Here is a 21,626-nt window from a genome sequence, read left to right as displayed (position 1 = left end):
ATGTTTAAACCATCAAACATCCTGCATCAAACAAATCTCGCTATGGGTGGGCATGTTGTACCTGCCGGTAAAGCATCTCCGTTACACGCCCCTGCTTTTATTAAAGTTGATACTGTAGACGTTCCTGTGAAGCATTTTAATGAAGCGGCAATGGATAAGTATAAAAATGATAAAGACTTTAACTACCATGTTATAAAAGAAGGCCTAAGCTGGTGGGACCACTTTTGGAGCTGGGTGTGGCATTTGTGGGCAAGCTTTTGGAACTGGGTTGCCGAATTGTTTCAAAAGTTATTCGGGAGTGCCAATATGGGCAAAAGCTCTGCTAATGTTATAAAATATGTGATACTGGGTATGGGTGCTTTTGCTATCATTTATTGTATAATAAAATTGTTAGGCATCAGTTTCCCCCATCTTTTTAAAAAGCAGGCTAAAAGCGCATCGGTTCCCTACTCAGAAGCTGTTGAAAACATTCATGAAATAAGCTTTGACGAAGCTATAGATGATGCTTTATCAAACAAGAATTACCGCCTTGCGGTAAGGCTGCTTTATTTACGCAGCCTTAAACAATTGAGTGATCTTAACCTGATAAACTGGAAAATTGAAAAAACCAATACTGCCTATATTAACGAATTAACTAATGCAGGCCAGCGCGAACAATTTACAGTTGTTACCAGGCAGTTTGAATATGTTTGGTATGGGGATTTCCCGATAGACGGACAATCATATCAACGGATAAATAACATTTTTCAGGAATTTAAACAGAGCCTGTCATGAAAAGTTTAAGGGTTTACCTTATTGCATTGGGCAGTTTAATGCTTATTTACCTGGTTGCGCAATATAACCGGCCAAAAGCCATTAATTGGAACGAAACGCTGGATGTAAATGACAAGATCCCTTTTGGTACTTATATTTTGTACAGCCAAATCAACGATATATTTCCTGCCGCAAATGTTACTACATACCGCGAGCCGCTTTATAATGTTATAAATGATCACGGAATAAAGCACGCAACCTATCTTATAATTTGCAGCTCGATAAACCTCAACGAATACGATTATATAAAGCTGAGGAAGTTTGTGAATGAAGGCAATGATGTTTTTATAGCCGCATCATACTTTGGTGAAGAACTGGGAAAGGACCTTAAAGTACAAACCCAGGTTGTATTTGAAAATAAAGATGCGCTCGGTATTCGCTTCTCAAATCCCAAAATAGATACTACGCAGCTTTACAATGCAGAAAGGGGTATGAATACCGGGTACTTTAGCAAAATTGACACTGCCAAAGCTCTGGTACTCGGAAAAAACACAAAGCACAAAACCAATTTTTTAAAATATACCATTGGAAAAGGGCATATTTTTTTGAATGCTAATCCGCTTATGTTTACCAATTACAGTTTATTGACCAGCGGGGGCATGGATTATGCGGCAAAGGCACTATCTGTTGTGAAAAATGATGGTAATTTAATATGGGACCAGTATTATACCCTGGGCCGACCAGAAGACGAAACAACCATGCGTGTATTTTTACGAAACCCTTCTTTGCGGTGGGCATTTTATTTGTCCTTTTTCAGCATGGCACTTTTTATAGTATATGAAGCAAAACGCCGGCAGCGAATCATACCAGTAGTTGAACCGCTAAAAAATACTACTGTTGATTTTGTTACCGTTGTTGGGCAGGTATATTATGAGAAACGTGACAATGCCGATATTGCTCATAAAAAAGCTCTTTACCTTTTAAGCTATATCAGGGATAAGTATTCGTTAAGAACCAATAACCTTGATGAGGAGTTTACTGATATGCTCGCCAAAAAAAGTGGCATTCCTCATTCGCTGGCTGCTAACCTGACTACGGCTTTGAATTTTATTACTACTCATGAAGACATTGCAGATCATGAGTTGATTAAACTGAACCAACTTATTGAACAATTTTATATCCAATCCAGGTAAAACATGGAAAACGAACTTTTTGAACAACGTACTGATCTGGGTAAGCTGCATACTGCTGTTGAACAAATCAAGGCTACACTTGCCCAAATTATAGTAGGCCAGCAAGAATCTATTGACCTATTGATAGCGGGGGTGCTGGCAGATGGTCATATCCTTATTGAAGGTGTGCCTGGTGTTGCCAAAACCCTTACCGCTAAACTTATCGCTAAAGCTATTGACGCCCGTTATTCACGGATCCAATTCACACCCGATCTGATGCCTTCGGACATTTTGGGAACTTCGGTCTTTAATCCTAAGACAACAGAATTTGAATTTAAGAAAGGACCGATATTCGGCAATATTATCCTTATTGACGAGATAAACCGGGCGCCCGCAAAAACGCAGTCGGCATTATTTGAGGTGATGGAAGAGCGCCAGCTCACTATTGATGGGCACAGCTATAAAATGGAAGAACCATTTACAGTGCTGGCTACCCAAAATCCTGTTGAGCAGGAAGGCACCTACCGTTTGCCTGAAGCGCAGCTGGATAGGTTTTTATTTAAGGTGGAGATCAAATATCCAACGCTTGAAGAGGAAATAGCCATTGTAACCCAGCAACATCAGCAAAAAACTACCGATCAGCTAAATCAGATCAGCGCGGTATTGTCTTCTGTGGATATTACCGAGGTAAGGCAGCAGGTACGTGCTTTACATGTTGAACCCAAACTGCTTGAGTTTGCAGCCAAAATAATTCATGAAAGCCGCAATAGTAAATCGGTACAGCTTGGCGGATCGCCCCGGGCTTCATTAGCTATTATAAACGCGGCTAAGGCACTTGCTGCAATTAAAGGGCGTGATTTTGTAACCCCCGAAGACATAATATATGTAGCTGCGCCTGTTTTAAGGCACCGCATCATGCTTACGCCCGATAAGGAGATGGAAGGTGTAAGCCCTGATGAAGTGATTGCACAAATAATACAAAAAATAGAAGTTCCCCGCTAATACGCTGCTGTGAAAAAGCTGATCGGATTGTTTTATAAGAACCTTTTTTTTAACAACAGGCTATTCGCCTGCCTTGCCGGCAGCGTAGTGCTGTTTATATTCGGTTTCTTTTTCCCCTGGCTTGGCATCATACCGAGGCTGGCGTTTTGGATAGTTGTGCTCCTGGTAATACTTGATCTGTTGATGCTTTACAGAACATCAAACGGCGTATTTGCAAAGCGGATAGCTCCTGAAAGGTTAAGCAATGGCGACGAAAACGAATTAGGTATTTATATAGAGAGCTTTTACCCTTTTAATATAAATATTGGCATCATTGACGAGATCCCTGAGCAATTTCAGAAGCGTGACGTTTGGTTTAAAACCATGATGAAACCCAGGGAACACAAGCAGATCCTTTACCTCTTAAGGCCTACCCGCCGCGGCGAATATGAGTTTGGTTTTATCAGGGTGTTTGTGAAATCACCGTTGGGGTTAATCTCGCGCAGATACAATTTTGAACAGACCGAAATATTACCGGTTTATCCCTCATTTTTACAAATGCGGAAGTATGAACTTATGGCTATTTCAAACCGCTTAACTGATATCGGCATAAAAAAGATCAGGCGGATTGGGCATAGCCTCGAATTTGAGCAGGTGAAAAACTATGTATCAGGTGATGACTATCGTACCATTAACTGGAAAGCTACCGCCCGGCACAGCAACCTGATGGTGAACTCATACGTTGATGAAAAATCGCAGCATGTATATTGTGTAATTGACAAGTCGCGCTCAATGAAAATGCCTTTTGAAGGCCTGAGCCTGCTTGATTATGCCATAAATGCCAGTCTTGTTTTATCAAACGTGGCGCTGTTAAAAGAAGATAAAGCAGGGTTGATCACGGTATCGGAAAAAGTTGGGACTGTTATACCTGCGGATCGCAAATACACTCAGCTTAATAAGATCCTGGAGGTTTTATATAAGGAAAAAACCCGTTACCTTGAAACCAACATGGAGGCGCTTTATACTACTGTACGCAGGGTAATAAAACAAAGAAGTCTCGTTGTTTTATTCGCTAATTATGAAAGCTTACCTGCATTACAAAGGCAGTTGCCTTTTTTACGACGGATAGCCAAGTTTCACCTGCTGTTAGTAGTCTTCTTTGAAAATACGGAATTAAAAACCCTGAGCGAACAACCGGCCAAAGATGTTGAAGGCATCTACATAAAAACTATTGCCGAAAAGTTTGCTTACGATAAAAAGCTGATGGTTAAAGAGCTGGCCAGTCACGGCATCCAGTCGATACTAACATCCCCCCAAAATCTTACAATAAACACAGTAAACCGCTACCTGGAAATAAAGGCGAAGCAAAAGATATAGATGACCACATATCTCCCGAATTGCCATTACGCAATTACCCATTGCGCCAATATTACTTATCGGGATAATTTTTAACATCGGGCAATTTAGTCCGCGCAGAGACAATTTAAAACTGCCGGTTAACAAAATGTACCCTATATTTACATTGCCAACAATAGCCCAATCAAAACTTTCAACTTTTTGTTAACAATCTTTTTTTGAATTGTAAGCCTATTCCCTCAACTTCGCAGTCCGAATTTTGATTATGAGTATTCATTATAAAATAATAGCTGCAGAGCTTTCTGTAGCTGAAAAGCAGGTTACCGCTACGGTAGGCTTGCTTGATGAAGGAGCTACTGTTCCGTTTATTTCCCGTTACCGTAAAGAACTTACCGGCAGTTTGGATGAGGTACAGGTTGCCACTATTCGTGATCGTGTACAGCAACTGCGCGAACTGGATAAACGCCGCGAGGCTATCCTGAAATCGCTTACAGATATGGGCAAACTAACGCCCGAGCTTGAAAAACAGATCAACGAAGCAGAAACAATGGTTACTTTGGAGGACCTTTATCTTCCGTACCGCCCAAAACGCAAAACCCGTGCTACTACAGCCCGCGAAAAAGGCCTGCAGCCATTGGCCGATGTTTTATTGGAACAAAAAAATATCGACCCCGAACTGATAGCTGCGGAATATATCAGCGATGAAAAAGGCGTAGCCAGCGTTGAAGAAGCTTTAGCCGGCGCAAGGGATATCATTGCCGAAACCATAGCCGAAAATGCTGAAATACGTACCAAAATCCGCGAGCTGTTTGTTGAAAAAGGCACTTTTGCATCAAGAGTGGTTGAAGGCAAAGAAGAGGCAGGCATTAAGTACAAAGACTATTTTGAATGGACTGAGCCTGTTAAATCAGCGCCATCGCACCGCGTATTAGCCATGCGCCGCGGCGAAAAGGAAGAGATCCTATGGCTCGACCTGAAACCTGAAGAAGATGATGCACTGGAGATATTGGAAAATTCAGTTATCAAGGCAAACAACCGGGCTGCCGGACAAATCCGCCTGGCTATCACCGATGGCTACAAACGCCTGTTAAAACCATCGATGGAAACAGAGGTGCGCCTGCTTACCAAAAAGAAAGCCGACGAGGAAGCGATCCGCGTATTTGCCGAGAATGCCCGCCAGCTATTGCTGAGCGCGCCACTTGGTCAAAAACGTGTAATGGCGCTTGACCCGGGTTTTCGTACCGGTTGTAAACTGGTTTGCCTGGACGAGCAGGGCAAACTGCTTGAAAATACCACTGTTTATCCACACACGGGTGCAGGCCAGGCCCGCGAAGCCGAAAAAACAGTACAGCACCTGTTCCAGAAATATAATATCGAGGCTATTGCTATTGGCAACGGCACCGCAGGCCGCGAAACAGAAGTATTTGTTCGCAACCTGAATTTACCGGGCGTGACTATTGTAATGGTTAATGAAAGCGGTGCTTCTATCTATTCGGCATCTGAAGTGGCAAGGGAAGAGTTTCCGGATTATGATGTCACCGTAAGAGGGGCCGTATCTATCGGTCGCCGTTTGATGGACCCACTGGCCGAGCTGGTAAAGATCGACCCAAAATCGATTGGCGTAGGTCAGTACCAGCACGATGTTGACCAAAACAAGCTGCAAACCTCTTTAGATGACACTGTGATTAGCGCGGTGAACGCAGTGGGGGTTGAGCTAAACACAGCTTCAAAACAGATCCTGGCTTATGTATCAGGCCTTGGTCCGCAATTGGCACAGAACATTGTAGAATACCGCAACCAGAACGGCGCTTTTAAACGCCGCGAGCAACTGAAAAAAGTTCCGCGTTTGGGTGATAAGGCATTTGAGCAGGCAGCAGGGTTCCTCCGTATCCACAATGCCGAAAACCCGTTGGATACCAGTGCGGTTCACCCGGAGCGCTATGGCTTGCTTGAACAAATGGCTACTGATATGAAGTGTACGGTGAAAGACCTGATGAGCAATCCAACCCTGCGCAAAAGCATTCCGCTGCAAAAATATGTTTCCGAAACCGTTGGTTTACCAACCCTGAATGATATCATGGCCGAACTTGCCAAACCGGGCCGGGACCCGCGCGAGCAGTTTGAAGCTTTCAGCTTTACAGAAGGTGTAAATGCCATCGGCGATCTGAAAGTTGGCATGAAGCTGCCGGGCATCGTCACCAACATTACAGCCTTTGGTGCTTTTGTTGATATCGGCGTTCACCAGGATGGCCTTGTTCACCTGAGCCAGATCACCAATCGCTACATTAAAGACCCTAATGAAGTATTGAAAGTACATCAAAAGGTTGAGGTAACTGTTACCGAGGTTGATGTGAACCGCAAGCGCATTGCCCTATCCATGAAAGAGAACGACAAAAGCGAACCGAACCAGCGCAGGAACGATGACCGCCGTCCGCAAGGCAATAACAACAAGCCCAACTTTAATAAAAGGGTTGAAAAAGAACCGGAAACCGATATGGCCTTGAAGCTGGCTGCGTTGAAAGGTAAGTTTAAGTTGTAAGCTATCCTCTCTTATGATCTAAAAGCGTCATTGCCAGGTACGAAGCAATCCCCGATTTGCAGGTCCGCCCTGTATAGTTTGAGATTGCTTCGTACCTCGCAATGACGCTTCTTTTTGTTCGATATAATTTTTAATTCTGGTTGAACAAAAAAGGTCCCCAACCTACCGATTGGGGACCTTTTCAATATTATCTAACCGAATTTTACGCTACTGTCCCTTCTTTCAGCTTCTCAGCATTCTCTGCAAACTGAAGCGATTCAAGGATCTCCTGCAGGTCGCCGTTTAATACGCCAGGCAGGTTGTAAATAGTCAGTCCGATACGGTGCTCAGTTAAACGTCCCTGAGGATAGTTATAGGTACGTACCTTAGCCGACCTATCGCCAGTTGATACCATGGTTTTACGTTTTTTAGATGTTTCTTCCAGGTGCTTTTGCAGCTCCATTTCATACACTCTCGAACGCAGTACCTGTAAAGCCTTATCGTAGTTTTTTAATTGTGATTTCTGGTCCTGGCACTGGGCAACAATACCTGTAGGGATGTGGGTTAACCTTACTGCCGAATACGTAGTATTTACCGACTGTCCACCCGGGCCTGAAGCGCAGAACAGATCTTTACGGATATCACTAACCTGCAGGTCGATATCAAACTCATCAACTTCGGGCAATACAACCACCGAAGCTGCTGAAGTATGTACACGGCCTTGTGTTTCGGTATCAGGCACACGTTGTACGCGGTGTACGCCCGATTCATATTTCAGGGTCCCGTAAGCGTCTTCGGCGTTTACGTTAAAAACGATCTCTTTATAACCTCCGCTGGTGCCTTCGGTATAATCCACCAGTTCGGTACGCCAGCCGCGTTTTTCGCAATAGCGCATATACATGCGGTAAAGGTCACCTGCAAAAAGAGCAGCTTCATCACCGCCGGTGCCGCCACGGATCTCCACAATAGCATTTTTCGAATCTTCAGGATCTTTAGGGATCAACATCAGACGAATTTCTTCTTCCTTTACTTCCTGTTGAGCAAGCAGTTCGTCAAGTTCCATTTTGGCCATCTCACGAAACTCCTCATCTTTTTCGGTAGCAAGGATCTCTTTATTGGTTTCGATATTGCTCATAATGTTGCGGTATATATGATACTCGTCAACAATTTTGGCAAGGTCTTTATATTCTTTATTCAACTGGGCAAAACGCTTCATATCCTGCATTACCTCAGGATTGCTTAGCTCACCTTCAACATTTTTCCAGCGCTCGTATATCAGCTCTAATTTATCTAACATATTTTATAAATAATGATGCAGCTAAAACTGTTTGATATTGAACCGGCTTATGAAATATTTAATGTTTCGGGCGGCTTACAGGCTTGCTGCAAAAAAGTGCACAAAAGTACGCATTTTACTGCATATTTTAATTCAGCGGATTGTAAGTTGTTTTTCTTAGTTTATAGATGATGGTTCATGGATCATAGAGCGCCACCTATGGATCATAGTTTAGGGACATAGGTAGCTCGGCTTATAGATCATAGTTCATGGATCATAGCAAAGCCACCCTATCAATATCAATTAGACCAATCAAAAACCATGAACCATGATCTATTAACCATGAACCATGAACTAAACAAAATATTCCAACTTCAGTTCCTTGCCATCAAAAACGGCATAAGAAAAATATGAAATCCATTCGCCAAGGTTAATATAACGGCTTTGAGGGGTTATTTGAATATCAAGCGGTATATGGCGATGGCCAAAAACAAGGTAGTCGTAAAAATTGATCTTTAATTCTTCACGGCAAAAATTTACCAGCCATTCCTGCTCCCCCGGTTTGGGGTTTTCTTTTTTTGCATTGGTATCCCGGCTGTGGCGGCTCCATTTATTGGCTATCCCCACGCCAAGGTTTGGGTGAATGCGTGCAAACAGCCACTGGCAAAACCGGCTCCTGAAAAAACCTTTTAAAAACTTGTAAAAGTTATCACCGGGGCCGAGCCCATCGCCATGATGAATGAAAAATTTCTTTCCGCCGCGCTCAATTTTTAATTCGTTGCTAATAATAGTTGCGCCCAGTTCATTTACAAAATAATCAAACATCCACATATCGTGGTTGCCTTTAAACAAGTAAAGCTTTACACCGGCATCGGCAAGTTCAGCAAGTTTGCCAAGAAAACGGATGTAGCCTTTGGGCACTACGGTTTTGTATTCAAACCAGAAGTCGAAAACATCGCCAACCAGGAATAGTTCGGCGGCATCATGCTTAATACTATCCAGCCAGCGCACAATCTTATCTTCGCGTTGACGGCTTGAGGCGTATGTGCCCGTGCCTAAATGAACATCAGAAGCAAAATAGAGTTTGTCGCGAACCGGCATATCCGGCAAAAATACGTTTTAACAGCCAAACAGAAAAGATAAAGATTGTTACACAATACCCAACAAACAACGCCGTATCTTAGTGGTTATTCAGCATACATTAAACATTAAAATTATGGCAATCCCCGAAAACCCAAATCTTGACGATGCGCAGGAAGATAAAGACCCCGGCAATGAATATGAGCAGAATGAAGGCCAGGACACCGGTAACGAAATAATTGATAACAGCGAACCGGATGTAGCCGGACTGAACGCGGCCTCCCGGGCATCAGAATCAGCGTTTACTTTAAATTTTGAAGATGGCTATGCCCCTGCTCCGGATAAAAAAGACGAAGACCAGCAATCGCCAAAGCACTGATATATTAAGCAATGAAAAAAATATTACTGCCGGCATTGATCATGGTTGTTTTTGCCGGCAAGGCATCTGCACAGTCAAAAGGTTTTACCATGGCCGATTTTAAAGCCAATATAGGCAAAACAGGCACATTGTGCGATACCGTTTACTCGTACAAAGCAGTGAGCGACACGCTTACCCTTTTGAACATGGGCGCAGCTTACCCAAGGCAAAAATATACCATAGCTGTAAAAGGCAGCACAATAAAGCTTGACCTATCTGTCATAAAAGGAAAACACGTATGCGCAACCGGCACATTTGAGTTTTTTAAAGGTCAGCCCGAAATTGTAGCCGATAAACCAGAGCAGATCACGGTTAACTAATAAGCTATCAATGCCTTATAAACAAGAAAAGCAGATCGTTGATCTGCTTTTCTTGTTTATAAGAGAATAATCTTATTAAGGTTTTTTAGCCTTAAGCTTTATGCATTTCGCCTTTAGCTTCAATTAAAAAGCTTTGTATAAGCCAAATACAATTTGTCCTTCGGTAATTGGCTGTTTGGTGACTAAACGGCCTACATTAAGCGTACGCCCGGTTGTTGTTACATCATATCCCTGCGATTTAACATAATTACCTTTAAGCGATAATCCCCAGCCGGCACCCATATCCAACCTGATAGCCGCGCTGCCTCCATATGCAAAAGCATAGCCTTTGGCACTTTGCTGTGTAATGCTGCCGCTTTGCGCGTCAACGCCGGTAACACTAATGGTTAACTGCGGTGATGTTTGGCTTTTTATAGCACCTGCCGATGCCCTTAAATCAAATGACAGGCTTCGCCATACAAAGGTATATTGCGGGCCTACTAACAGGTTAAAGCTACGGTAACGTTTATCAGCGGTAACAGTTCCCTGGTCGGCTTTAAAATCGGTTGTATAGCCCTGCGATAGTATCAGGTCGTCATCATATGAAAAATTGCTTTGGTCCTGGTATGAGAAAGTGTAGCCGATACCAAAATTTCTGTAGATGTAATATGCTCCGTCAAGCTGGAAGGTAACGCCCTTGTTTGCAAAGCCCGATTTATTATTCTTATAATCCACCTTTTGGAAATCGCTTAACGGATAAGAAATACCCATACCTAAGCCAACATAAGGTTTAAGTTTTACTTTGGTTTCGTCATCTTTATCGTTGGTATCCTGAGCTTTTGAAGTAAATGCCAGCAGCATTAAAAGGCCTGCTGTAAAAAAAGTAAGGGTTTGTTTCATGTTTGTTATTATGTAACTGTATTACCGTAAGTTGCCGCTGCATCCTTAACCGCAAAGCAAACGTGTAAAAAAACGCATTATTATTGATACTTCGTTGATAACAGGCTCCGCTTTCTGGTTAAAAATCACACCGGGTATCAGCTGCAAAAAATTAAAGGGGTTAGTTTTTAATAACTTGCCCTTATTTTACAGCAGTTTTTTCACGCCGCTAATATAGCCTGCTACTGGCAATTAAACAGCAACCGGGTGCAAAATTAACAACTTTTAACCTTTTGAACCGTTATTGCCTTGCGGCAATGTAACCCGAATGGCTATCTTTAGTTGCCTGTAATTTAAACAACCATGACAAAAACGTTCTGTTTATTAGCGTTAGCTGTTTTATTTTGCAGCTATACACATGCACAAATGACTATAAAAACACTTCCATACCCCAAAACAAAAAAAGTTGATGTTGTTGATACCTATTTTGGCACACAGGTGCCCGATCCCTACCGCTGGCTGGAGAATGACCATGCCGATGACACCAAAGCCTGGGTACAGGACGAAAATAAGGTAACGTTCAACTATCTCGATCAGATCCCGTACCGGACCGACATTCATAAGCGCCTGGAGTTTTTATGGAACTACGAAAAATATAGCGCCCCCTTTAAGGAAGGTAAATACATTTACTTTTATAAAAACGACGGGCTGCAAAGCCAGAATGTATTGTACCGCCAGTTGGGCGATAACGGCGCGCCCGAAGTTTTCCTTGATCCCAATAAATTCTCTGCCGATGGTACTACCTCTTTACAAGGCATCGAGTTTAGCAAAAACGGTGAGCTGGCAGCCTACCAGATCTCTGAAGGCGGTTCGGACTGGCGCAAGGTCATCGTTATTAACACCGAAGATAAAACTGTTGTTGGCGACACTTTAAAAGACGTAAAATTTAGCGGACTGGCATGGCATGGCACTGATGGCTTTTATTACAGTAGCTATGATAAGCCGACAGAAGGCAGCCAGCTTTCGGGAATGACACAGTTTCATAAACTTTATTACCATAAGCTGGGCACACCTCAAAGTGCCGATAAGCTGATCTTCGGCGGTGATAAAATCCCCCGCCGTTACATAGGCGCTTATCTTACCGAAGATGAACGTTTTTTGGTGATCACAGCCGCCACCTCAACAACCGGCAACGAGCTTTACATCCAGGACTTAAGTAAATCCGGCAGCCAGATCATTAACGTTGTAAATAACTTTGACAACCAGCACAGCGTTTTGGATAATGTGGGGAGCAAGCTTTATATCCTCACCAATATCTACTCGCCCAATTTTAAAATAGTTACTGTTGATGCCGCCGAGCCGGGTATCACCCACTGGAAAAACCTCATCCCCGAAACTAAAAACGTATTAAGCGCCACTACCGGCGGAGGTAAAATTTTTGCTGAATACCTGCAGGATGCCACCTCGCTGATCCAGCAATATAATATGGATGGCAAACTTGAACGTACTATCCAGTTGCCGTCAATAGGCTCTGCGTCGGGTTTCGGCACAAAAAAAGAAGAGAAGGTTACCTATTACACTTTTACCAATTACATATACCCGCCAACTATTTTTAAGCTGGATATTGAAACCGGTACCTCCTCTGTCTATAAAAAATCGGGGGCAAAGTTTGATCCTGAACAGTATGAATCAAAACAGGTGTTTTATACCTCGAAGGATAAAACAAAGATCCCGATGATCATCACCTATAAAAAAGGGACGGTACTAAACGGTCAAAATCCAACTTTGCTGTACGCTTACGGAGGTTTCGGTGTTAGCCTAACTCCGGCTTTCAGTACATCAAACATCGTATTGCTTGAACATGGGGGCATTTACGCTGTACCGAACCTGCGGGGCGGTGGCGAATACGGCGAAACCTGGCACCGCAAAGGCATCAAGCTAAAAAAACAAAACGTATTTGATGATTTTATTGCAGCCGCCGAATATCTTATCAAAAACAAATATACCTCGAAAGATTATCTCGCGGTTTCGGGTGGCTCAAACGGCGGCTTGCTTATCGGCGCCATGTTAACCCAGCGTCCCGACTTGTTTAAAGTAGCTTTCCCCGCTGTTGGTGTAATGGATATGCTCCGGTATAACAAATTTACCGCCGGGGCCGGATGGAGCTATGATTACGGCACTGCCGAAGATTCAGAGCAGATGTTTAAATATCTTTATAACTATTCACCTTATCATGCCCTTAAACCGGGCATTTACCCGGCTACCATGGTTACCACTGCCGATCATGACGACCGTGTAGTACCTGCCCATTCCTTTAAATTTGCGGCACGCCTGCAGGAATACCAGCAGGGAGCGGCACCAACACTTATCCGTATTGAAACCAATGCCGGTCATGGGGCAGGCCAAAGTACAGCCCAGTTAATAAACGGCCAGGTTGATAAATGGGCTTTCATGTTTTGGAATATGGGTATAAAATGGTAACGATTTTTTAATTTCAATACTCAATTTATAAATGAAAAAATACCTGTTTGCTGTTGTTCTGTTATTCGTTGCTTCGGCAATAACATTCGCGCAGCATAAAAAACCAAATTTAAACATTGTATTCATAGGCAACAGCATAACCCAGGGCGTGCAGTTGGCCGATCCGGCAACTGAAGCGCCGCCAGCCACGGCAGCAGCTTATCTGCAAAAACAAAAGAACTTTGATACGGTAAGCTTCAGCAACCAGGGGCATAGTGGTTATACTACACTTGATTTTTTACCCGGTACCGGCACTCTTGCCAAAGTTGAAGAAGCTGCCAGCGCTTTTACAACTAAGAACGCGCTGCTGATATTTTCGATAAAACTTGGTACAAATGACAGTGCCATGCAAGGGCCGCATGGCGCACCCGTATCGCCCGAAGATTATCAAAAAAATTTAAAGACCATAGCTGACAAGCTTTTAGCCGATTTTCCAAAAGCGGTTATCATTTTCCAGCACCCGTTATGGTATAGCCCTAACACCTATAATGGCTCCAAATATTTGCAGGAAGGCCTGAGCAGATTGCAGAGTTATATGCCGATGATAGATGCGCTTGCAAAAAAATATGCATCAACAAATCCCAAACAGGTTTTTGTGGGCGACACCAAAGCGTTCGCCTACTTCGAAAAAAATCATTTAACTGATCTCTTCCCGGAGAATGGTAAGCAAGGTACTTTTTATCTTCACCCCAATAAAAAAGGGGCCGAAGCTTTAGGGCAGTTTTGGGGGATGGCTATCAATAAAATAATAATGCGTTATTTTTAACTACACAGGCGATGAGTTACATAGCACATATCAAGATCCGGATTTTTACGGTATCGATATGTTTATTCATTTGCTCGTGCAAACCATCTGTAAAACAGCCTGCCCAAACTGGTAGCAGCCATGCAGCAGTGCCCAAATTCAAAACCATTGCTTATACTGATACCGCTTTTAAAGTAATCCATGTTTTTGTTGCCCTTTGCGATAATAAATATCAGGGAATAGTACCTGTGCCGCCCGCAATTGGAAATGGTCAGGATCCCGAAACCAATTTATATTGGGGCTGCAATAACGGTGTGCGCGCCTATTTTATAAAAAGTAAAGACTGGCAATTGCTTAAAAAACAAAAAAGGGGCCCAATAATATTGGAAAGGCTCATCTTTCGGCATCGCACAAAAAACGTTTATTTAGTAGCCGATGCCTGGGATGGCCAGGCTATTGAAAAAACTACCGAAGATTTTTTATTCAGTTGCGCGGGCCAATTAAAGGATACCATACATTATAACAGACGGGTTATAGGCATTAATGGCAATGCGCAATTGCTGGCTTATATTGGTCATGATGGCCTGATGGACTTCAAACTACCCAACGAATTTAAAAATGCAGATAGTAAAACCCGGGATTGCATCATTTTGGCCTGTATCAGCAAAAAATATTTTGGCGATTTTATTAGTACTGCCAAAGCTAATCCCCTGCTTTTAACAACCGGGCTCATGTGTCCCGAGGCCTACACTCTTCATGATGCTATAACAGGCTATGTCAATAACGAATCGCAATCAAGCATTCGGAAGCGGGCAGTTGCGGCTTATGTAAAATATCAAAAATGCAGTATCAGGGCGGCTGAAAACTTATTGGTTAACAATCAAGCGTCGGTAACTCATTAAATTGTTTGTTAATTGCATTCCATCACCTCAAAATCACTACATAGCCCGAAATAACAATGTTATTCATCTTTGTATTTACTATATAGTAGTAAGTACCGGACGGTAGCGGTTTTCCCTGATAAGCGCCATCCCAGGGCTTAGGATATCCAACAGAATGAAATAAAAGTTGCCCGTAGCGGTTGTAAACATCAACTGTGCTGTTTTCATACGCTACTAAGCCTTTAATTTCCCAAAAATCATTTACCCCATCACCATTTGGTGTAAAGGTGTTGCTAACGTTTATTACCGGCGAAACCTTAACTGCAACCTGGCTTTCGTTCACACAGCCGTTTGATTTATCAGTGATTTTAAGTTTGTAAATTATATCCTGATCGCCGGTTACTACAGGGTTTTTAGCTGTAGGGTTATCCAGACCGGTGGCCGGAGTCCATTCATAGCTTACGTTTTCGCTGCCTACCACCGGGTTTAAAGTAATGGTATGCCCTTTTAAAACATATCTTGTATCGCCGGCTGCATCTGCCTGCACTGTTGGCGGCGGAACAAAATTGATGGTGATATCATCAGTGGGGGTATGACAATTATCGGCTTGGGTTGCTCTAAGCGTTAATTTAACCGAGCCCTTGGCAATATCAATAGGATCTGGCTGAAAGGTTGGAGCGTATACATCATCCGAAGGAATAAATCTACCTAAGCCCGATGCCGATGTCCACTTTACGGTAGTGCCTGAAAGCGGCTGGCCATTTAATTGCACCATAGGGTTTTGGTTACAAACATTATCAATGCTTGGCGGCCCGGCATCGGCACCAGGATCTGGCGCAAACTTAAATATCACATCTTTGGATACGGCCGAACACCCATCAGGACTTGTTGATGTAAGGGTTAAAGTAACCGAACCGGCATTCTTATCTGCTGTTGATGGAAAATACTTACCTTTCGGGTCATCTTGTTTAGAGAAAGTGCCACTACCGCTGGTACTCCAGATACCGGTTCTATATACGCTCTTCACATCGCCATCAAGTTGTATAAATGGATCATTAACGCATACGTTATGCGAAGGGCCGGCATCAACAATTGGAAGCGGATTAACCTTAACGTCTACTGGATCACTTGGTTCGCCCGGGCAGTTATTGATTATCAAATACAAATTATAAGGACCCGCGTTAGCAGCTGTGGCGTTTGGAATGGTTGTGCTTGGGCTTTGAGTTTCCAGTCTGAAATTATTGGGGCCGGTCCATAAATATGTTGCACCCGCTATAGGCTGGGTTTGCAGTATAATATCATTGCCTTCGCAAACGGGGCTGTTGCTGTGCCCTTCTATTTTTAATGTCTGGGGCCTTACAGTTACCGTATATTTAACTGGAGTGCCCGGACAGCCGAATGCTACAGGTGTTATGGTGTAAGAAACCTGGATAGGGCTTGTTGTAGTATTAACCAGGGCTTCATTAATAGGGTTAGCGGTTTGATCGGTAACCGCGGCATTGCTGATGCCGGTGACAGCCGACCTGCTCCATAAAAACGTAGCCGTAGATATATTGGATGTTAAAGTAAGCCCAAGTGGGGTGTTGTTACACATAACAGACGACAGCGGCGGCGGATTGGTGATTAACGCTCCCGGGTTAACCGTTACCTTAAGCGGATACGGAACTCCCGCACAGTCGCCCGTTTTAAAATTAAACATATAGGTAACTTCAACAGGCTCATTGGTAGTATTATAAAGCACCTCTTTTATAACAGGTGACGCCTGGCCCGCTACAGCAGCATTGCTGATACCCGGAACGGCCTCCCTGCCCCATGTAAAGCTTGTTGCCGGGGTGTTAAATTTAACCTCATAATTGGTGCTTGTACCATTACAAACCGGGCCGGGCGGAGCGCTTTTAACCACAGGGGTGGCATTTACCTTTACTATGTATGTAAATACAGGCCCGGGGCAACCGTTTAAATATGGTGTTATTTTATAAGCCACGTCAACAGCCGCGCCGTTTGCATCGTTATTTAACAGTGTTTCGGTAATTGAGCTGGATGTTTGCCCCGTTACCGCTGGATTACTGATGCCGGCAACAGCAGGGCGGTCCCATGAAAAAGTGGTACCGGGCTGGTCGGCAGTGATCGCGTAATTTAGCGCGGTACCGCTGCATATCGGATCGCCTGTGGCGCTGCTTATTACCTGTGGAGCGGGAGTAACCGTTACCTCAACTTTAGTGCGCTCACTAATACAGTCATTAACCTTAGTTTCTACATAATAAGTTCTGTTGATGGTTAATGGAGCAGTAGTAAACGGGTTACTTTGGCTTATGGGAGTGCCACCAACAGGAACATTGTACCATGTATAAGTACCCGTTGAGCCGCTTGCGGTAAGTATAGCAGATTGGCCTTCACAAACCGTTGCTGTGTTATTGGTGCCAACCGTAGGTGCTGACGGAGGGGGTATAGCCTTAACCAAAACAGGGGTACGCGCACTGGTAATACCGCCCACAGTTGTCGCAACATAATAAGTAATATCGTTTAGTATTGGCGGGGTAGTAAATATCGGGCCAACTTTAAGAGGTGTTCCACCGGTAGCATCGCTATACCAGCGGTATGTGCCGCCCGGCGCTGTAGCTACGAGGTTGGTTGTACTGCCTGTACAAACAGATTTACCGGGGGCGGTTGGAGCTGCAGGCACCGGGTTTATATTAATTGTTACCGTACTCGTCCTAAAGTTGCAAGGGCCAACAGGATCATCAGAAGTTAAAGTAAGTGTGGCGGTTTTTTCGCCGGGGGCCGGGGTGTAAACAGCATCCTTCTTTGTTGGGTCGGAGAATGTTCCCGCGCCACCTGTCCATTTTCCTGTTGTAGTTCCTCCTGTAATAACCCCGGCCAATTGTACCGGTACACCCGGTGATACTGTTTGATCGGGCCCTGCGCTAATTATCACCCTATAGTAAATACTCACCTGGCTGGTGGCAATACTTTGAGCACAACCGCTGCTTGCAGCTATGGTATTAGTTATAGTATATGTTCCGGCCTTGCTTTGTTCCAGATCTATCTCGCCGGTGCTGGCATTTTTAAATACTAAATCACCCGTTGGTTCACTAAAAACACCGGCACTGGCGCCTGCCCCAAAAACGGGCAGCGGGTTTTTCACATTAGTACAAAACGGACCATCATATTTGAAAGTAGCATCCGGTGTTGTTACTATGGAGATGCTTTGGCTGGCCGTTCCCGGGCATGAGCCCCCATAGGTAAAGGTAATGGTATATTTTCCGGGAATACTTGCCGCCACATTGATCTCGCCGGTAGTATTACTCACAAAAACAAGCCCCGGTGCCGACGAAAAAGTACCTCCGGCCGGATTATAAATAGTGGGTTTAACATTACTTCCTGAAGTACATATCGTGCCCGAAGGATACCGGAACTGGGGGTCAATAACCGGAGTTATTGATACTGTGAAAGCGGTACGCGGACTAACACATGTGCCATTAACGGCCTCGGCGTAAAAAGTGGTTTGCGTAAACAGGGGATCGGTAGTATAAGTATTACCGGTGTGCACCGGTGCACCACCTGTAGCATTAGTATACCATTGAATGGTTGTACCCGAAGCCACTACGCTCAAATTGGCCGGATTGCCTGGGCATACCGTTGCTGTTCCATTAACCGTTGGAGCGGCAGGCGGCGGGTTAACCTGCACGGTTATCGCAGTACGTGGACTGCTGCAGCCATTGGCTGTACTTTGTACGTAATATGTGGTATTTGCTGTTAGCTCGGGCGTAACATAGGTATTGCCGGTTATTAACAGGTTGCCGCCGGTGGCCTGGTCATACCATTCATAGTCATCGGGCGAGCCTGTTGCTGTAAGTGTGGCCGCTGTACCGGCACATATTGCCGGAACCGGTTGCACAGCAGGCGCAGGGATCGGATCAAGAACAGTAACAGTAATTGCCGACCTCTCGCTGATACATGTTCCTACCGTGGTTTGAACATAATAAGTTGTGGTGGCTGTTAAAGCGGGAGTTGTAAATGTATCGCCCGAAAATATAGAGGTACCGCCGGTGGCTGCGGTAAACCATTGAAAACTTCCGCCTTGTGCCGACGTTGCTGTTAAAGAGGCTGTTGCTCCATTACAAATTACAGGCCCGTCGGGTACAACCGGTGCATCCGGAGCAGGGGTAACAGTAATTGTTATCGGGGTACGTTCGCTTGTGCAACCGCCGGTAGTATGCTCAACATAATAAGTTTTATTACTTGTTAAAGCCGGGGTTTGAAAAGTATTGCCGGTACCAACCGAACTGCCACCTGTGGCTGCTGTATACCAGTTATATGTGCCGGTAGGCGATGGATCGGCAGTTAAGGTAATACCGGTGCCATAACAGGCAGACGGTGACTGCGAAGGTGGCGCGGACGGTATTGGCGTTACAGATACCGGCACCGCAATGCGGTCGCTTGTGCAATCGCCTACCCGTGTTTGCACATAATAAGTTACCGCGGAGGTGAGCACCGGTGTTGTATAGTCAGGGCTTGAAATTAACGGCGTGCCCCCTGAAGGCACATCAAACCACTCCGCTACCCCCGAGGCATCAGCATGCAGCGTAATAGCCGATCCGGAACAAGTGCTGTAGCCACCGGCGGGGAGTACAGGAACCGCGGGTGGCGCATTGATTCGGGCAACTACAGGTATACCGGAGCTGGCACAACCTTTAATTACTGTAAAAAGATAATAAGTTGTATTTGTAAATAATGGAGGCGTTATATAGGTTGCATCGTTGCTCAATGGAGTTCCTGTTCCCGAGGAATTCGCATACCATGCATAACTGTCGGCACCCGAGGCTATTAACGTTGCGGGGGTACCATAACACACCGGATCTGCCTGGATGCCCGGCCTGCCTGTTACGTTAACAACAACCGAGCTTCGCGTACTGGTACAGCTGCCTACTGTTGTTTCCACATAAAAAACGGTGCCCTGGGTAATTGGGCCTGTTACATATGGATTACCTGTAAACAGGAAATTGCCATCAGCATCGTACCATTGGTAAGTTCCTCCGGGGGCCGTTGCTGTTAATGTTGCTGAAGTGTTGGGGCAAACAACCTGATTAGCAACCGTAGGCGGGTTTGGAGAAGCTACAGCAGTAATCTGAATACTGGCAGCTTTTGGCTGGCAGCCCGGGGTTTTATCACTAACCGTTACCGTATACGTTCCGGCTTTGTTTACATCAATAGATGGCGTATTTTCACCGGTATTCCAGATATACGTGAACGGGCCTGTACCACCTGATAGATTAGCGGTTAATGTTATAGTCTTTCCCGAACATATCGTATTAGCTGTTGAGGATATAGTTACATTCAATGTACAAACTTGACTATACCCTGCTAATGAACAAATAACCAACAGGAATAGTACAAGCAACGGCTTATTAATGTTCTTCATAAGTCTCTTTATACTCAATAAATGTGGCTGCAAGCGGCTCATTTTAACAACTCCCCTTATTGAGCACAGTTTTAAGATTGGCAAACAATACTGTTATTTTATACCAACCCGGCAATGATGTGCGCCTTTTTACGTAAAATACTAAAAATAGGTTTGATAAAACGTCAATAAAATGAACAATGAAACCCTCGTGAAATTATTTCTTTTATAGGTTAAAAAAATACCCGGTTAGGAAATAACCAGGTATAAAAGAGGCATGATAGTGTACCTCGTACAATTACGGGATCTGCCGGTAAGCGTTTCAGCCCCGGCTCCGATATAATAATATTATAAAGATCCGGATTGGCTTATAACAAAGCTACAAAATCACGCATTGCCTGTCCCGGATCCTGCTGCTTCATGAAAGTTTCGCCAATAAGAAAACCATTGAAACCTTCCAGTTTAAGGTGCCGGATAGTTTGAGGATCGCTGATGGCGCTTTCCGAGATCTTCATAAACTCGGCGGGGATATGTTTAGCCAATTTGTAAGAGGTTTCAACCGACACGGTAAAATCGGCCAGGTTGCGGTTATTTACGCCAATGGCATCCAGGTTGGGGTTAATGCTGCGTTCCAGTTCTTCGAGGTTATGTACCTCAAGCAATACGTTAAGGCCTATACTTTTGGCAAGTTTGGCCAGGGTATCAATTTCGGCAGGTGTAAGTATAGCGGCTATGAGCAGGATAATATCGGCGCCTAATGACTTGGCCTCTATCACCTGGTACTCATCTATCATAAAATCCTTGCGCAATACAGGGATGCTGTTTACCGAACGCGCTTTCACCAGATCGGCTTTGCGCCCCATGAAGAAGTTGCGGTCGGTTAAAACTGAAAGTGCCGAAGCGCCGGCAGCGGCATAATCTGTTGTAACGGCGCTAACCCGCACCTTATCGTTAATAATACCTTTTGAAGGCGATTTACGCTTAAACTCGGCTATGATACCCGTACGTGAGGGATCGAGCAAAAATTCTTTGAATGAATAGGTTTCACGGTGAAAATGATCCGATTCTTCAAGTACGGTATATGATGTACGTTTTTTTGCCGAAGCAACTTCTCTTTTTTTATTGGCAACTATTTTATCAAGTATCGTCATAGGATCGAAGCACTAATATTTATGTTATTGCGAGGTACCAAGCAATTAGCCCACCCAACCCGCTCCAGAGGAGAGGATTTTAAATGCATTTGAAGCCTCTCTTTCTGTGGGAGATTTACAGGGGGTAATTGCTTTGTTCCTTATATTGACATCGTTGTAAGTTATTGGTTATTAAGTATATTTTTAATCAATTTTT

Annotated in this window: 15 protein-coding genes; 10 read left to right on the top strand and 5 right to left on the bottom strand. The window is 44.2% G+C overall.

Annotation, left to right across the window (positions count from 1 at the left end; genetic code table 11):
* From ACP26M_RS23780 to ACP26M_RS23760, 5 genes are all read left to right on the top strand, one after another.
* The gene (locus ACP26M_RS23780; protein ID WP_426583821.1) at positions 1-774 is read left to right on the top strand and encodes a DUF4129 domain-containing protein; all 774 of its coding nucleotides are present in this window, start codon (positions 1-3) and stop codon (positions 772-774) included.
* A complete protein-coding gene (locus ACP26M_RS23775; RefSeq protein WP_426583819.1) occupies positions 771-1,946 on the top strand; it encodes a DUF4350 domain-containing protein in 1,176 nt (391 codons plus the stop codon). The genes ACP26M_RS23780 and ACP26M_RS23775 overlap by 4 nt, the downstream gene beginning before the upstream one ends.
* A gap of 3 nt (positions 1,947-1,949) precedes the next feature.
* Positions 1,950-2,927 (top strand): AAA family ATPase, encoded by a 978-nt coding sequence (locus ACP26M_RS23770; RefSeq protein WP_112657134.1) that lies wholly within the window; start codon positions 1,950-1,952, stop codon positions 2,925-2,927.
* Between the two features lie 9 nt (positions 2,928-2,936).
* Entirely contained in the window at positions 2,937-4,283 is a 1,347-nt protein-coding gene (locus ACP26M_RS23765) for a DUF58 domain-containing protein (protein WP_426583816.1), read from the top strand.
* Between the two features lie 244 nt (positions 4,284-4,527).
* Positions 4,528-6,801 (top strand): Tex family protein, encoded by a 2,274-nt coding sequence (locus ACP26M_RS23760; protein ID WP_426583814.1) that lies wholly within the window; start codon positions 4,528-4,530, stop codon positions 6,799-6,801.
* Between the two features lie 202 nt (positions 6,802-7,003).
* Here the strand turns inward: ACP26M_RS23760 and prfA are convergent, their stop codons facing one another.
* Both prfA and ACP26M_RS23750 read right to left on the bottom strand, forming a co-directional pair.
* Positions 7,004-8,077 (bottom strand): peptide chain release factor 1, encoded by a 1,074-nt coding sequence (gene prfA, locus ACP26M_RS23755; RefSeq protein WP_091167385.1) that lies wholly within the window; start codon positions 8,075-8,077, stop codon positions 7,004-7,006.
* A 333-nt stretch (positions 8,078-8,410) separates the two neighbouring features.
* Positions 8,411-9,157: a UDP-2,3-diacylglucosamine diphosphatase gene (locus ACP26M_RS23750; protein ID WP_426583812.1), complete on the bottom strand. Its 747-nt coding sequence runs from the start codon at positions 9,155-9,157 to the stop codon at positions 8,411-8,413.
* Between the two features lie 115 nt (positions 9,158-9,272).
* Here ACP26M_RS23750 and ACP26M_RS23745 point away from each other — a divergent pair, with 115 nt between their 5' ends.
* Positions 9,273-9,515 carry a hypothetical protein gene (locus ACP26M_RS23745; RefSeq protein ID WP_426583811.1) on the top strand — a complete coding sequence of 81 codons (243 nt, stop codon included), beginning with the start codon at positions 9,273-9,275 and terminating at the stop codon, positions 9,513-9,515.
* Between the two features lie 11 nt (positions 9,516-9,526).
* A complete protein-coding gene (locus ACP26M_RS23740) occupies positions 9,527-9,874 on the top strand; it encodes a hypothetical protein (RefSeq protein ID WP_426583810.1) in 348 nt (115 codons plus the stop codon).
* A 123-nt stretch (positions 9,875-9,997) separates the two neighbouring features.
* On the opposite strand, the gene ACP26M_RS23735 is transcribed toward ACP26M_RS23740, so the two are convergent.
* Positions 9,998-10,753, bottom strand: coding sequence for an outer membrane beta-barrel protein (locus ACP26M_RS23735; RefSeq protein WP_426583809.1), 756 nt, complete (start codon positions 10,751-10,753; stop codon positions 9,998-10,000).
* Between the two features lie 405 nt (positions 10,754-11,158).
* Here ACP26M_RS23735 and ACP26M_RS23730 point away from each other — a divergent pair, with 405 nt between their 5' ends.
* The 3 genes from ACP26M_RS23730 to ACP26M_RS23720 are packed head-to-tail and all read left to right on the top strand — an operon-like array spanning position 11,159 to position 14,899.
* Positions 11,159-13,213, top strand: coding sequence for a prolyl oligopeptidase family serine peptidase (locus ACP26M_RS23730; RefSeq protein WP_426583808.1), 2,055 nt, complete (start codon positions 11,159-11,161; stop codon positions 13,211-13,213).
* 31 nt (positions 13,214-13,244) lie between these two features.
* The gene (locus ACP26M_RS23725) at positions 13,245-14,018 is read left to right on the top strand and encodes a GDSL-type esterase/lipase family protein (RefSeq protein WP_426583807.1); all 774 of its coding nucleotides are present in this window, start codon (positions 13,245-13,247) and stop codon (positions 14,016-14,018) included.
* Between the two features lie 11 nt (positions 14,019-14,029).
* Positions 14,030-14,899 (top strand): hypothetical protein, encoded by an 870-nt coding sequence (locus tag ACP26M_RS23720; protein ID WP_426583805.1) that lies wholly within the window; start codon positions 14,030-14,032, stop codon positions 14,897-14,899.
* 22 nt (positions 14,900-14,921) lie between these two features.
* On the opposite strand, the gene ACP26M_RS23715 is transcribed toward ACP26M_RS23720, so the two are convergent.
* Complete coding sequence (locus ACP26M_RS23715) at positions 14,922-20,300, bottom strand: PKD-like domain-containing protein (protein WP_426583804.1); 5,379 nt, start codon at positions 20,298-20,300, stop codon at positions 14,922-14,924.
* 347 nt (positions 20,301-20,647) lie between these two features.
* Positions 20,648-21,430, bottom strand: coding sequence for an indole-3-glycerol phosphate synthase TrpC (trpC, locus tag ACP26M_RS23710; RefSeq protein WP_426583803.1), 783 nt, complete (start codon positions 21,428-21,430; stop codon positions 20,648-20,650).
* Positions 21,431-21,626: the final 196 nt, after the last annotated feature.

This window comes from Mucilaginibacter sp. R-33, from assembly GCF_049949235.1.
Classification (GTDB): Bacteria; Bacteroidota; Bacteroidia; order Sphingobacteriales; family Sphingobacteriaceae; genus Mucilaginibacter.
Note: the sequence above shows the minus strand (reverse complement) of the source record. Positions and strands in the feature narration are given on the sequence as shown.

What these genes read in the sequence shown, in the direction of transcription:
- ACP26M_RS23780 (WP_426583821.1), top strand. Translation starts at nt 1, where the DNA reads ATGTTTAAACCATCAAACATCCTGCATCAAACAAATCTCGCTATGGGT.
- ACP26M_RS23775 (WP_426583819.1), top strand. Translation starts at nt 771, where the DNA reads ATGAAAAGTTTAAGGGTTTACCTTATTGCATTGGGCAGTTTAATGCTT.
- ACP26M_RS23770 (WP_112657134.1), top strand. Translation starts at nt 1,950, where the DNA reads ATGGAAAACGAACTTTTTGAACAACGTACTGATCTGGGTAAGCTGCAT.
- ACP26M_RS23760 (WP_426583814.1), top strand. Translation starts at nt 4,528, where the DNA reads ATGAGTATTCATTATAAAATAATAGCTGCAGAGCTTTCTGTAGCTGAA.
- prfA (WP_091167385.1), bottom strand. Translation starts at nt 8,077, where the DNA reads ATGTTAGATAAATTAGAGCTGATATACGAGCGCTGGAAAAATGTTGAA.
- ACP26M_RS23750 (WP_426583812.1), bottom strand. Translation starts at nt 9,157, where the DNA reads ATGCCGGTTCGCGACAAACTCTATTTTGCTTCTGATGTTCATTTAGGC.
- ACP26M_RS23745 (WP_426583811.1), top strand. Translation starts at nt 9,273, where the DNA reads ATGGCAATCCCCGAAAACCCAAATCTTGACGATGCGCAGGAAGATAAA.
- ACP26M_RS23740 (WP_426583810.1), top strand. Translation starts at nt 9,527, where the DNA reads ATGAAAAAAATATTACTGCCGGCATTGATCATGGTTGTTTTTGCCGGC.
- ACP26M_RS23735 (WP_426583809.1), bottom strand. Translation starts at nt 10,753, where the DNA reads ATGAAACAAACCCTTACTTTTTTTACAGCAGGCCTTTTAATGCTGCTG.
- ACP26M_RS23730 (WP_426583808.1), top strand. Translation starts at nt 11,159, where the DNA reads ATGACTATAAAAACACTTCCATACCCCAAAACAAAAAAAGTTGATGTT.
- ACP26M_RS23725 (WP_426583807.1), top strand. Translation starts at nt 13,245, where the DNA reads ATGAAAAAATACCTGTTTGCTGTTGTTCTGTTATTCGTTGCTTCGGCA.
- ACP26M_RS23720 (WP_426583805.1), top strand. Translation starts at nt 14,030, where the DNA reads ATGAGTTACATAGCACATATCAAGATCCGGATTTTTACGGTATCGATA.
- ACP26M_RS23715 (WP_426583804.1), bottom strand. Translation starts at nt 20,300, where the DNA reads ATGAAGAACATTAATAAGCCGTTGCTTGTACTATTCCTGTTGGTTATT.
- trpC (WP_426583803.1), bottom strand. Translation starts at nt 21,430, where the DNA reads ATGACGATACTTGATAAAATAGTTGCCAATAAAAAAAGAGAAGTTGCT.